Here is a 14333-nt window from a genome sequence, read left to right on the forward strand (position 1 = left end):
CATTTATTCAAAATAATTGCATGAAAACACAACATTGCAAATAATTAATTAAAAATTAAAACCCTTTATAAAACATTTCTAATAAAAATACATTCCAAATTTTATGAAATTCATAAATTCAATTTTAATACCATTTATATACATTTTCTTACATACACCTGTTTGTGCCCAGGTTAAAGGCATAGGAATACCAAGTATCAAAAACTATAAAAGGTCTGATTATCGAGGCGGAACCCAAAATTGGAGCATTGATCAGGATAAAAATGGCAATATGTACTTTGCCAACAATAATGGACTTATACAATTTGATGGCACAAGCTGGCACAAATATTCTCTTCCATCCCAAAATGAAATAAGGAGTTTAAAAATAGATTCGTCAGGTAAAATCTTTGTGGGAGGAAATAATGAATTTGGTTATTTTCAAAATGATACAAAAGGAATTTTAAAGTACCATTCCTTATCCGATATGATAGATAAGAAGGACAAACAAAATATAAACTTAATATGGAGAATTCATCTTTTTAATGGAGAAGTGATTTTTCAATCTTTTACAAAAGTATTTTTCCTCAAAAATAATAAGCTGCGATTTATAAATGCGCCTTCAAAATTTCAGTTTTCTTTTTTAGTAAATAACCGCCTTTATTTTCAGGATAAATCATTGGGAATTCTGGAATATAAAAACAAAAAACTCAAACAAATACAGGGAACAACATTTTTTAATGATAAAGAAATTTGGTCCGTATTCCCGCTTCCTAACAACAAAATGCTTTTAGCAACCTTAGAGAAAGGTCTTTTTATATCTGACAATACTACTGTAAAACCATGGGAAACTGAAGCAAATGCTTTTATTAAGAAAAACACATCCCTTGGCGGCTCTATGATAAAAGGTAAATTTATTGTGCTTAATTCTGTTTTAGACGGCGTTATAGTCTGTGATCTCAATGGTAAAATAATTCAACATTTAAATCGTCAAAAAGGCCTTCAGAACAATACTATACTTACCTCTTTTATTGATAATAAGGACAACATCTGGTTGGGGCTTGACAACGGAATTACCTTTGTTAATGAGAATTCTCCTTTTTCTTATTTTGACTATAGTTATAATATAGGTACTGTATATGCATCGACAGTTTTTAATGGAAATTTGTATGTAGCAACAAATCAGGGATTATTTTATCATTCCTGGAATACACCATTTAAAGACAGTCCGTTTACCAGAGTCGAAGGAACGATTTCGCAAGCATGGAATATTCAGGTAATAAACAACGTACTTATTTGTGCCAGCAACAGCGGGGCGTTAGTTATTGATCATAATAAGGTATCTAAAAAACTGGATTCAAGAGGATATTTTGGATTTAAGACAATACCTAATCACGAAGGCTATATTATAGGAGAAAGCTATAATGGTTTTAGTATTTTTAAAAAATCAGCAGACGGATTCGAATATTCACATCAGGTTGCAGGGTTTGATGAAACAACAAATACTTTTTCGATCGAACTGGACCAAGACTATTTATGGCTTAAGAAAGACCCTTTTTTATACCAAATGAAATTATCCGGAGATTTAAAAAAGTTTGATTATATAAAAAAGCATAAAAACATTTCAGGAGCCTATACCGGAATCGGAAGCTTGCAGAACATCAATAATATAGTTTATTTTCAAACAAAAAACCATTTTTTCAGGTTCTCCAGAGAGCAGGGAACATTTTTTGAAGACAAAAAAATAACAGCTCTTTTTAATGGAATACCAGCCATAACAACTCTGATCGAAGATTCTCAGGGAAATTTATGGTATGCCCACAACGAATCTTTAGGTGTTTTAACGAAAAATCAAAACGGAACCTTTACCAAAAAACAGGCGCCGTTTTCAAATTTATCCGGTAATCTGGTCAATAACTATATTTCTGTAAACACGATAGATCCTGAAAATATTTTTATAGGACAAACGGACGGATTAACACATTACGACTCTAAATTTCCGAACTCATTTATAACAAAACCTAAAGTATTTATAGAAAGTTTTACTTTTCCGGGAGATACCATCTTAACAGGTAACATACCTGAAAATCATCAGATATACACGGTTCCTTACAGCTCGAACCATGTTAAGTTTACTTTTTCATCACCTACATATGAAAATCAGGAAAACGTGACGTACTCCTATAAACTGGAACCTTTTGAAGAAAATTGGCGTGCCTGGTCGACGCTATCAATAAAAGAATACACCAACTTAAGGGAAGGTACTTATGCAATGAAACTCAAAGCCAAAAATAGTTATGGTGTCGAATCTAATATTTCAGAAATCACCTTTACAGTTTCACCTCCGTGGTACAGGCATTTTTTAGCGTACCTTGTTTACTTCATTTTACTTATTACAGCGATATATATCATTTCGAATAGAATTAAGCTCAAAATCAGAAAAAACAGGTATTACGAAACGATTGAACAAAGAAGATTATATCTTGAAAAAGAATCGAAAATACGCCATGAACAACATGAACTTGAAAAGGAGATTGAAAAACTAAAGAATGATAAACTGCAGATAAAAATTCTGGCAAAAGACAAAGAATTGGTAAACAACTCTTTGCAAGTCGTAAAGAAAAACAAAATTCTAAACGGTATCATTTACAAATTGAAAGATATTGATACGAATATTTTAGATGATTCTACCAAATTCGAATTCAACAAATTACATAAAAGTATTGTAAAGGAAGTCAACACAGATAAGAGCTGGAAAGATCTGGAGAAACACATCAAAAACGTACATTTTGAATTCTTAAAACGATTAAAAGAAAAGTACCCTACAATTTCGCCACGAGAACTCGATTTATCCACTTACTTATTAATGAATATGTCTACAAAAGAAATAGCCGAAATTATGAATATTTCAACCGGAGGTGTTGAACTGGCGCGTTATCGATTAAGGAAAAAACTAGGCTTAAACAAAAAAGAAAACCTTATTGGTTTCCTGATGAGTATTTAAATTAAAAAGCCATTCGCTAACGAATGGCTTTTTGTTATTTTATGTATTGCAATATTCTTTCCAGGGCCATTCCTCTGGAACCTTTTATTAGAATTGTATTTTCATTAAAGTGAATTGTTTCTAAATATTCTGTAAAAGAATCAAACGTTTCAAAAAACTGGAGATTCTTTTTAGAAATTCTATTTTCATAAAATGATTTCCCGATCAGATAACAAATAGAATTATCCTGAGCAGCTAAAGAATCAACAAGTATTTTATGCTCCTGATGACTTTCATTTCCCAATTCAAACATGTCGCCCAAAATCATGATTTTATTCTGATTTTCTAATTGCAAAAAATTAGTTATTGCCACGGCCATACTGCTTGGATTTGCATTATAGGCGTCTAAAATAATTTGATTCGATTCAATTCTTAACAATTGCGACCTGTTATTCTCCGGTATATAGTTTTCGATCGCATGTTTAATGTCATTTTCATCAACTTTAAAATAATGTCCTATTGCAACTGCTGCATTGATATTATTAGCATTGTAAAGACCAATTAAATGCGATTCTATACTAAAATTATCATATTCTATAACTACAAAAGGATTTGCCTGAATTTTTCTGATATTTGTATTGGCTTCATTATTATTTACTCCGAAAGTAAATAGTTTAATACCCGCAGATTTCTCCATCTGAATGGGATCTTCAAGGTTTACAAAGGCTATTTTATCATTGTTTACCAGAAATCGGTACATCTCGCTTTTCCCTTCAATTACACCTTCAACACCGCCAAAACCTTCTAAATGCGCTTTACCAAAATTGGTGATATAGCCATAATCAGGCTGGGCAATTTCGCATAAAAATTCAATTTCTTTTTTATGATTGGCCCCCATTTCAACAATTCCAATTTCCGTTTCCTCCGTAAAAGACAACAAAGTCAACGGCACGCCAATATGATTGTTTAGATTTCCTATGGTAGCCTTAGTATTGTATTTTTTGGCCAAAACAACATTAATAAGTTCTTTGGTTGTTGTTTTTCCGTTACTTCCTGTCAAAGCTATTATAGGTAATTTTAAATAGGAACGATGAAATTTTGCTAATGCCTGCAACGTTTCCAAACTATTTTCAACAAGAATGGTTCTTTCATCAATAGCATAAGACGCATTATCAATAATAACAAATGAAGCCCCTAATTCCAGCGCAGAAACAGCAAAGGTATTGGCATCGAAATTTTCGCCTTTAATAGCAAAAAACATAGAATCCTTTTCAATTTTTCTTGTATCAATTGAAACTGATTTGCACTTCAAAAATAAGTTATGAATGTCCTGAATATTCATTTAAAAAAATATTTACATTTTATAAAATTAACCATAAAAAAATTCCAAATTCCAAAATCTGAATGTTTTCAGTATGGAATTTGGAATTTTTTTTTTGGTTTTCTGAAATTTAGTTTCTAGGTGATCTTCTTTTTTCAGTTTTAGCACCTACTCTAGACATCGCACATCTAAATCCGATGTAGTCTGTTGCCATATCCTGAGGGAAATATCTTCTTTGAGCCGGATCTAACCAATATGCTCTGTCTCTCCAAGAACCACCTTTGTAAACTCTTACGTTATCATCGATAAGTGTCGTACGTTTACTAGTGTTGTCATATTTTCTTACCATCTGACCTAAACTGTCTGTTGTTACATTATGCTTAGGAGAGTTATACATTGACTGATCTGCTTTAGCTCCTGCTTCAGCATCTCCAAAATCAAAATATTTAGATGATTGTTTGTCACCATCTCTATAGTTGATATTATCACTTGTACTAAAATTTTGCCTCAAATAAGTTTCATTTTCATCAACTGGTACCTGAGCAATTTCTCCTGGTAAATTTGTTGCAACTTTTTTACCGTTACTTAACGTTTTGTATTGAATATTATCTTTAGTGATAATTTCAATTTTACCGTCTTTACCAATTTTATTTTTAGCGTATTGATTTCCTCTAAAGTAGTTAAAATCATTTGCTTCATTATCAATAATAGGTCTGTAAACATCGGCAACCCATTCGGCTACGTTCCCAGCCATATCGTATAATCCAAAATCATTAGGAGCATAGCTTTTTACTGCATTAGTAATATCTGCACCATCATCAGACCAACCTGCAATTCCACCGTAATCACCGTTTCCTTGTTTAAAGTTAGCCAATTGATCTCCTCTGTTTTTACGTTTAGATGAACGTGTATAATCTCCGGACCAAGGATATTTCTTTTGTCCTTTTATTATATTGTATTCTCTTTGCCCAACATCTGCTGCTGCTGCATATTCCCATTCTGCTTCTGTAGGAAGTCTGTATTCCGGCAAGATAACTCCTGAAGAACGTTGTGCGTAAACATTCTTTTCTTCTGGAACCACACCGTCTTTTCCTGCTTTTGGTCTTTTTCCGTTAGGGTTTTTCTTTAATACCAGTTCTTCATTACCACCATAAGTAGTAGAAGGTGAAGCCAGGTAAGCTTCTGTATTAAAAATACTTTCTGCAGTAACATCTTGTGTTTTTGCACCTTTTTTAAGATAACCATTTTTCTCTAAAACTGCTTCGTTTACACGATCAGTTCTCCATTTACTAAATTCAACAGCCTGAATCCAGTTAACACCTACTACAGGATAGTTAGCATATGAAGGATGTCTTAAATAGTTATTAGTCATCGTTTCATTATATCCTAAACGATTTCTCCATACTAAAGTATCCGGAGATGCTCCTTCATAGATATTTTTATAGTTTTCTTCTGTTGGAGGAAAAACTTTCTTTAACCATTCCAGGTATTCTAAGTACATACCATTGGTAACTTCTGTTTCATCCATATAAAATGACTGAACGTGCTGTTGGGTCGCTGTGTTATTCCAATCATGCATAACATCATCTTGTACTTTACCCATTGTAAATGTACCCCCTTCAACAAAAACCAAACCAGGACCAGCCTGTTGTTTTTTTCCTGCATTTCTGGCAGCAGTTCCATTCTGACTATCTACATCCCAACCAGTAGCTCTGGAAGCACGACTGGAACTCGATTTTTTGCTACAACTAGCCGTGCCTAACATCAATATCATTGACATCATTAATTGCAAGACTACAATTTTGTTTACTTTCATACTCATTCTTAGGTGATAAATTTAGGTGCTGCAATATAATAATTAACGTTTAATTAGCAACATCTGTTCTAATAATTTTATTTAACTGTTTTTTACCAGAAAATAACCTATAATTACGAACGCAAAAATATACTTTTTATTATTTACTATAACATGAAACACTATATTTTTACTTACTAATTTTTTTTTAATCCAAAACCCTCTGATTCACCTCTGAAACAATCCATAATCCTCCTTTTTTTCTTAGCACCACTTATCTAATTTCATCAGATAAACAGTAGCTTCGCACGAGATTAACAAAATAAAAAAGAACTATTTTTTCGTTACTTAAAAATAATGATCTTTTACTTTTCAAGCAGTAGCTTTTGACGCGATACTACTAAAAAAAACATAACTTTACCGTTTAACCTGAACGAATCAACCTACATAAACGCCAGTTCCGCACAAATAACATCCATTTTACAAGAACCTATTTCAGCTCCTGAGTTAGATGATTTATTACCCGAAAACATCCTTCTAAAACTAAATAACAGATTAAAAACAACTGCTTCAGGAGACACAAGACAATCTTTCCTCTTACCGACACCTATAATAAGGAAGCAAACCGCTCTTTAGAGCCAAACACTTCTGGCGACTATCAATTTCATCAGACCAACAAAATGCACCTTATATATATATATATATGTAGCGATTTTGGTTTTAAAAATTATTTTTATCGATCGACGGCAAGAATTTCGTCGACTTTACTCTTCAATAAATTAAAAACAATCTCTGCTCTAACCTAATAATTAGATATAGCCCTGCAATGTCATTTTAAATTCCTAAAAAAACGAATAAAGACGCAACACTGATTAAACAGGAGAAACGTATAAAAATAAGCCTCAGAACAATATTAGACCAAAAGTTAAGTTATATACTAACGACAAAACTTTTGTACCAGATAGAATGAAAACAAATTCCCCATTTTACTGGCACTTCCTGAAGATAAAACGGAATCAATACAAAAAGCGGAATCGAATAAAACAAGATCTGAAGTTTTACCGGCACATACAACATTAGCTTACAAGTCAGGATATTTACAACAATCCAGTTACAATTAAAACATTTTTTATCTTTACAGAATACAAACCATTTGCTCCCGTTCTTAATTATCTTAATCTATTTTCTACCTAAACTTCGATTCTGACTTTCACACAATCCCTGCAAACCTTTGGTTGTCCAGGCTCTGACCATGATAATTACAGAAAAATAGTCTGGACGAAAATCAAGATCATTACAATACAAAGCTTTTTATTCAGCAAAACAATCTGAGACACAAAAAGGCGATTTTACCCACTAAATCATAAAGAAGTTTATCTTTATAAACTTACGGTCAAATCTAATTTGAGAAATAAAAAGGCAGAAAAGTACGAAAAGCTTGTCATCTTATAATTATATATATATTTGTATCATAAATAAGTTAAGTTCCCTAAATGAAAAAAATATCACTACTTTTAATTTGTTCTTTTATTCTTTTTAAAGCACAGGCTCAGGAAAATCGACCTATTACGACTGGAGTCCCATTTTTGTTAGTTGCAGCAGATGCCAGAGCAGCCGGTTTAGCTGATCAGGGTGTAGCGACATCATCAGATGCTTTCTCTCAGCAATGGAACCCTGCAAAATATGCTTTTGCAGTCGACAAGCAGGGCTTCTCAATTAGCTATACCCCTTACCTAACGGATTTAGCCAATGACATTTCTCTTGGACAGGTCACGTACTACAACAAAATAAATGACAGAAGTGCCTTTGCCGGCAGTCTTCGTTATTTTGGTTTTGGAGATATTGAATTAAGAACAACAGGCGATCCTAATGAAGCCGCAAGAATAGTATCACCAAACGAGTTCGCATTAGACGGATCATATTCTTTGAAGTTAAGCGAAACATTCTCGATGGCAGTTGCCGCAAGATACATTCGTTCCAATTTAAAAATTGCCTCAGAAGATGTTGATGCTTCACCCGCCAGTACTTTTGCAGTAGACATTGCAGGGTTCTATCAATCTGAAGAAATTGCTTACTCAAATTTTAACGGAAGATGGAGAGCAGGTTTCAACATGCAAAATCTGGGTCAAAAAATAAGCTATGACAATGATGATTTAAGCTCAAACTTTTTACCGGCTAATCTTAGACTGGGCGGAGGTTTCGATTTTATTTTCGATGATTCTAATAAGGTAGCACTTAGTGTTGAGTTTACTAAACTTTTAGTGCCAACACCTCCAGGACCGGGAACTCCTGTTGACGCAAATGGAGATGGCGATTATGATGACCCGGGAGACATCTCTCAGGAGAAGGCAAATGCCACAAACTTCAAAAACTATAATGACATCGGTTGGGTTTCAGGGATTTTTAAATCATTTGGAGATGCACCGGGAGGTTTCAGCGAAGAATTAAAAGAAATTACCTACAGTGTAGCAGCAGAATACATGTATCAGGATGCATTTGCATTACGAGCAGGATATTTTCATGAAAGCCCACAAAAAGGAGCAAGACAATTCTTTTCTTTAGGAGCCGGATTTAAATACAATGTTGTTAAAGTCGATGTTTCCTACTTATTTTCGACATCAAAAATAAAAAATCCGTTAGAAAACACACTTCGTTTTTCTTTAACCTTTAACTTTGGTGACAAATACGAAGTTTATTAAACAGAAAAAATAAAAATTCAATAACAATCCAAATTTCTATTTCTTAGAAATTTGGATTTTTTTTCCCATAAAAACAAATGAAAAACATAAGCATTACATCATCATTTATAGTTTACGACACACTGCAAGAACTTTCAGCAGACATTCAGGATTTAATGAATCAGGCTGTCGAAGTTCGCAAAAAAGCATACGCACCCTATTCTCAATTTAGGGTTGGGGCAGCATTATTATTAGATAACGGAAAAATAGTTTTAGGATCAAATCAGGAAAATGCAGCTTATCCTTCCGGACTTTGCGCAGAACGTGTAGCCATTTTCCACGCAGGAGCCATTTACCCTGAAGCCAAAATTTTAAAAATTGCCATAACAGCAGCTTCAGACACCAATCAAACTACAGCACCAATCCCACCTTGCGGTTCATGCCGCCAATCTATTGCAGAATACGAAATCAGGCAAGAGACCCCTATAGAAATCTTTTTTATGGGAGAAATTGGCGAAGTTTACAAATCAGCATCCCTAAAAAATCTGCTCCCTTTTATGTTTGATAAAAAGTTCTTGTAAAAAAAAGCCAAAAAGTGACGTTTAAATTTTACTTCTTAATAGGAATGTCTTATTTTTGCATCCCGACCTTTCGGGCGCAAATTTGTGGGAGGAAACTATTTTGCGTTATAGGCAACAATTGATAACACAAACAAACTTTAGCAAAAGAAAGAATTCAGATGAAAGAAGTTACAAAAGAAGTATATTTAAAGTGGTACGAAGACATGCTACTTTGGAGAAAGTTTGAAGACAAACTTGCAGCATTATACATTCAACAAAAAGTTAGAGGTTTTTTACACCTATATAATGGTCAGGAAGCTGTACTAGCAGGTGCCTTGCACGCTATGGACCTGACTAAAGATAAAATGATTACTGCTTACAGAAATCACGTTCAGCCAATTGGTATGGGTGTTGATCCTAGACGAGTAATGGCTGAGCTTTTAGGAAAAGCAACAGGAACTTCTAAAGGTATGGGAGGTTCTATGCACATTTTCTCTAAAGAACACCGTTTTTACGGAGGACACGGAATCGTAGGTGGACAAATTCCGGTAGGAGCTGGTTTAGCTTTTGCTGATAAATATTTTGAAACTGGCGGAGTTACTATGACCTATTTTGGTGATGGTGCAGCAAGACAAGGTTCACTACACGAAGCTTTCAACATGGCTATGCTATGGAAATTGCCAGTTGTTTTTATCGTTGAAAACAACGGTTATGCAATGGGAACTTCTGTAGAAAGAACTGCAAACCATACTGATATCTGGAAACTTGGTTTAGGATATGAAATGCCTTGCGGACCTGTTGACGGAATGAATCCTGTAAAAGTTGCTGAAGCTATGACTGAAGCAATTGACAGAGCACGTCGCGGAGACGGACCAACTTTCCTTGAAATGAAAACGTACCGTTACAGAGGACACTCAATGTCTGATGCACAATTATACCGCTCTAAAGAAGAGGTTGAAGAGTACAAAAAAATTGACCCAATTACTCAGGTTTTAGATGTAATTAAGGATCAAAAATATGCTACAGAAGAGGAAATCGAAGCAATTGACCAAAGAGTTAAAGATTTGGTTGAAGAATGTGTGAAATTCGCTGAAGAATCTCCATATCCTGAATTACAGCAATTGTATGATGTAGTTTACGCACAAGAAGACTATCCATTTACACCTCATAAACTATAACAATATTATGGCGATAAAAGTAACAATGCCTCGTTTGAGCGATACTATGACGGAAGGAACGGTAGCGACTTGGTTAAAAAAAGTAGGCGACAAAATTAGCGAAGGTGATATCCTTGCTGAAATTGAAACAGATAAAGCAACAATGGAATTTGAGTCTTTCAACGAAGGAACTCTTTTACATATTGGAATTCAAGAAGGGCAAACTGCTCCGGTTGATTCATTATTAGCGATCATTGGTAAAGAAGGAGAAGATATTTCTGCTCTTTTAGCTGGTGGTGAAGCTCCTGCTGCCAGTTCCGAAGCTTCGGAACCAAAAGCTGACGCTGCTCCTGCTGCAGAAACAAAATCAGAAACTCCTGCTCCAGCTGCAAAAGCTGCAACTGAACTTCCTAAAGGTGTTGTAGTTGTAACTATGCCACGTTTGAGTGATACAATGACAGAAGGAACAGTAGCAACCTGGTTGAAAAAAGTAGGCGACGCTGTTGCAGAAGGTGATATTTTAGCCGAAATTGAAACTGACAAAGCAACTATGGAGTTTGAGTCTTTCAATGAAGGAACATTATTATACATAGGAATTCAAGAAGGAAACAGCGCCCCTGTTGATAGTTTACTAGCTATTATCGGGCCTGCAGGAACTGACATTTCAGGAATTGCTGATAATTATACTGCCGGAGGTACTGCAACTGCAAGTGCTCCTGCTGCTGAAGAAACAAAATCTGCTCCCGCTGCTGAAAAAGCAACTGAAGCTGCTGCTGAAACTTCAAACGGAGGAAGAATTTTAGCTTCGCCATTAGCGAAGAAAATCGCTTCTGACAAAGGAATCCAATTAAATCAGGTTAAAGGTTCCGGAGAAAACGGACGTATCGTAAAAAGCGATATCGAAAACTTCTCTCCAGCTGCGCAAGCACCAGCTGCAACAGCAACCGCTGCTGCACCAAAAGCTGACGCCGCTCCTGCTGCACCAAAAGTATTTGTTCCTGCCGGAGAAGTTTTCACAGAAGAGATCAAAAACTCTCAGATGCGAAAAATTATCGCAAAACGTCTTGCAGAATCATTGTTTACAGCTCCTCACTACAATTTAGTGATCGAAGTAACCATGGATGATGCAATGGCCGCAAGAGCAACAATCAATAGTGTTCCGGATACAAAAGTATCTTTTAACGATATGGTAATTAAAGCTTGTGCTTTGGCCTTGAAAAAACATCCAAAAATTAACTCTCAGTGGAAAGAAGATGTTATCATCATCAACCACCATGTTAATATTGGTGTTGCCGTAGCTGTTGAAGACGGATTAGTAGTTCCTGTATTGAAATTTACAGATGCTATGAGTTTATCTCAAATTGGAGCTTCGGTAAGAGATCTTGCAGGAAGAGCTAAAAACAAAAAACTTGGACCACAAGAAATGGAAGGAAGTACTTTTACAGTATCTAACCTTGGAATGTTTGGTATCACTGAATTCAATTCAATTATCAACCAACCAAACTCTGCAATTCTTTCTGTAGGTGCAATTGTTGAGAAACCAGTAGTTAAAAACGGTCAGATTGTAGTAGGAAACACAATGATGTTATCATTAGCGTGTGACCACAGAACAATTGACGGTGCAACAGGCGCTCAATTTTTACAAACATTAAAACAATATATCGAAAGCCCGGTTACAATGTTGGCATAATTTTTTCATGTCAACCCGAGCATCCCGAAGCTTCGGGAGAAGGTTATTTATAATAAAATCCCGTTTTGTTTATTCAAAACGGGATTTTTTGTTTAATTTTCATCCTCAAATTCAATACTTCGTAAAATGAAAAAACTAATCCTTGCCACTTTATTCCTGACCATAATTGCCTGTCAGAAAAAGGACCAAACAGAAAAGACAACTGCCGTTACAGATGAACACAGTTATTCTAAACCAGAACTTGCCGTTGTAAAACATCTTGATCTTGACATAAAAGTCGATTTTGATACACAAACTATTTCCGGAAAAGCTTCCTGGTTAATTGACAACATCAGTAAAGGAAATGAAATTATATTCGACGAAAACACACTTAATATTACCAAAGTAACTTTAGGCGACGACGAAAAAGAAACCAAATTTGAATTAGGAAAGGATGTAGAATTCCACGGAAAACCACTTCATATTACAATCGAACCTAATACTACGAAGGTCAACATTTACTACAGCACCACAAAAGAGGCTATTGCCTTGCAATGGTTAACACCAGAACAAACAGCAGATAAAAAGAAACCTTTCCTTTTCTCTCAAGGAGAAAGTGTATGGTCACGCACCTGGATTCCTTGCCAGGATTCGCCGGGAATCCGTTTTACTTACAATGCAAAAGTTACCGTTCCTAAAGATTTATTAGCTGTAATGAGTGCCGTAAATCCACAGAAGAAAAACGACACCGGAGTTTATACCTTCAAACAAGACAAAGCAATTCCGTCGTACTTAATGGCAATTGCCGTAGGAGATCTCGAATTTCAATCTATAGACAACAGAACCGGAGTCTATGCAGAACCATCATTAATCAAAAAAGCTGCCTGGGAATTTGCCGAACTTGGAAAAATGGTTGTGGCTGCCGAAAAATTGTACGGTCCTTATCGTTGGGGACGTTATGACGTATTAGTTCTACCTCCAAGTTTTCCTTATGGCGGAATGGAGAACCCTAATCTAACTTTCCTAACTCCGGGAGTTATTGCAGAAGATCGTTCTTTAACCAGTTTACTGGCACACGAATTAGGACACAGCTGGAGTGGAAACTTAGTAACCAATGCAACATGGGACGACATTTGGTTAAACGAAGGCTTCACTACTTATGTAGAACACAGAATTGGAGAAGCTATCTTTGGGGAAAAAGAATTTGAAATGCAAAATGTTATTGTTCGCAAAGAATTAGTTGACAATATCGCTGAGCTAGGAAATACAAATCCCGACACAAGACTGAAAGTATCTTTGACAGGAAGAAATCCTGACGACGGAATAAGCATGATTCCATATGTAAAAGGTTACGCATTTTTAAGAGTAATTGAAAATGCAGTTGGACGCGAAAAATTTGATGTTTTCATTAAAAATTATTTCGACGCACACGCTTTTCAGTCCATCACCACAGAAGATTTCATTAAATACTACAATGAAAACCTTATAAAAGGAGACAAAGCACTTGCAGATAAAATAAAAGCAGAAGACTGGATTTACAAACCGGGAATTCCATCTAATATTACTCCGGTAAATTCAGTAGATTTTGATGCTATTGACAAACTTCAAAAAAGCTGGAGAGAAACAGGCGTTAAAGGATTAAGTCAAAAAATAACTACCACTACAGAAAAACAGTATTTTATAGATCACCTTCCAACAGATATTACACCAAAAGAGATGGAAGCAATAGATACTGAATTTAACTTTACAAAAGGCGGTAATTTCATCATCAAACGTCAATGGTTTATTCCATCTATTCGTTATAAATATGCAGCAGCATATCCTGCAATTGAACAATTCTTAATTGCAACGAGCAGAACAGGATCAGTTATGATGCTTTATAAAGAAATGGCAAAAACACCGGAAGGAAAAGCCTGGGCGAAAAAGATTTTTGACAAAGCAAAATCTGGTTATCACGCTACAACTGTTCAGGCTGTTGAAGGCATTTTGAAATAGCTGTGTTCATTCTCCGTTTACAGCTTCAGCATTCAGTGGAGCGCAAGCCGAAAACTGAGACTGAAACTGAGACTGAAAAAAAAATGAGGCTGTCCGAAAAGTAATTTCGGGCAGTTTTTTTTTGTTTTACACATTGATTTTTCTTATATTTAAGTACTAAAATCAATGATTATGCAGCCAGTTTTTAAGCCTCATT

At 35.1% G+C, this 14333-nt stretch carries 8 protein-coding genes; 6 read left to right on the forward strand and 2 right to left on the reverse strand.

The genetic code is table 11. From position 1 onward, the window contains the following. Positions 1-103: 103 nt before the first annotated feature. Positions 104-2983 carry a helix-turn-helix and ligand-binding sensor domain-containing protein gene (locus tag NJT12_RS16600; RefSeq protein WP_271337050.1) on the forward strand — a complete coding sequence of 960 codons (2880 nt, stop codon included), beginning with the start codon at positions 104-106 and terminating at the stop codon, positions 2981-2983. Between the two features lie 34 nt (positions 2984-3017). Here NJT12_RS16600 and NJT12_RS16605 read toward each other — a convergent pair whose 3' ends face one another. Together NJT12_RS16605 and gldJ are read right to left on the reverse strand one after the other, a co-directional pair. Continuing rightward, entirely contained in the window at positions 3018-4304 is a 1287-nt protein-coding gene (locus NJT12_RS16605) for a UDP-N-acetylmuramoyl-tripeptide--D-alanyl-D-alanine ligase (protein WP_271337051.1), read from the reverse strand. A gap of 109 nt (positions 4305-4413) precedes the next feature. Then, positions 4414-6099 carry a gliding motility lipoprotein GldJ gene (gldJ, locus tag NJT12_RS16610; RefSeq protein WP_271337057.1) on the reverse strand — a complete coding sequence of 562 codons (1686 nt, stop codon included), beginning with the start codon at positions 6097-6099 and terminating at the stop codon, positions 4414-4416. A gap of 1472 nt (positions 6100-7571) precedes the next feature. Between gldJ and porV the strand changes: the two genes are divergently transcribed. From porV to NJT12_RS16635, 5 genes are all read left to right on the forward strand, one after another. Further along, a complete protein-coding gene (gene porV / locus NJT12_RS16615; RefSeq protein ID WP_271337052.1) occupies positions 7572-8777 on the forward strand; it encodes a type IX secretion system outer membrane channel protein PorV in 1206 nt (401 codons plus the stop codon). Between the two features lie 77 nt (positions 8778-8854). Next, entirely contained in the window at positions 8855-9337 is a 483-nt protein-coding gene (cdd, locus tag NJT12_RS16620) for a cytidine deaminase (protein ID WP_271337053.1), read from the forward strand. A gap of 158 nt (positions 9338-9495) precedes the next feature. Then, positions 9496-10494 carry a pyruvate dehydrogenase (acetyl-transferring) E1 component subunit alpha gene (gene pdhA, locus NJT12_RS16625; protein ID WP_072954568.1) on the forward strand — a complete coding sequence of 333 codons (999 nt, stop codon included), beginning with the start codon at positions 9496-9498 and terminating at the stop codon, positions 10492-10494. Between the two features lie 7 nt (positions 10495-10501). Continuing rightward, positions 10502-12163 (forward strand): pyruvate dehydrogenase complex dihydrolipoamide acetyltransferase, encoded by a 1662-nt coding sequence (locus NJT12_RS16630; RefSeq protein ID WP_271337054.1) that lies wholly within the window; start codon positions 10502-10504, stop codon positions 12161-12163. A gap of 126 nt (positions 12164-12289) precedes the next feature. Next, positions 12290-14137 carry a hydrolase/aminopeptidase gene (locus tag NJT12_RS16635; RefSeq protein WP_271337055.1) on the forward strand — a complete coding sequence of 616 codons (1848 nt, stop codon included), beginning with the start codon at positions 12290-12292 and terminating at the stop codon, positions 14135-14137. Positions 14138-14333: the final 196 nt, after the last annotated feature.

The organism is Flavobacterium azizsancarii (genome assembly GCF_027980145.1).
GTDB lineage: Bacteria > Bacteroidota > Bacteroidia > Flavobacteriales > Flavobacteriaceae > Flavobacterium > Flavobacterium azizsancarii.

Coding starts and splice junctions, on each gene's coding strand:
- NJT12_RS16635 (WP_271337055.1), top strand. CDS start 12,290: ATGAAAAAACTAATCCTTGCCACTTTATTCCTGACCATAATTGCCTGT.
- NJT12_RS16605 (WP_271337051.1), bottom strand. CDS start 4,304: ATGAATATTCAGGACATTCATAACTTATTTTTGAAGTGCAAATCAGTT.
- NJT12_RS16600 (WP_271337050.1), top strand. CDS start 104: ATGAAATTCATAAATTCAATTTTAATACCATTTATATACATTTTCTTA.
- pdhA (WP_072954568.1), top strand. CDS start 9,496: ATGAAAGAAGTTACAAAAGAAGTATATTTAAAGTGGTACGAAGACATG.
- NJT12_RS16630 (WP_271337054.1), top strand. CDS start 10,502: ATGGCGATAAAAGTAACAATGCCTCGTTTGAGCGATACTATGACGGAA.
- porV (WP_271337052.1), top strand. CDS start 7,572: ATGAAAAAAATATCACTACTTTTAATTTGTTCTTTTATTCTTTTTAAA.
- cdd (WP_271337053.1), top strand. CDS start 8,855: ATGAAAAACATAAGCATTACATCATCATTTATAGTTTACGACACACTG.
- gldJ (WP_271337057.1), bottom strand. CDS start 6,099: ATGAAAGTAAACAAAATTGTAGTCTTGCAATTAATGATGTCAATGATA.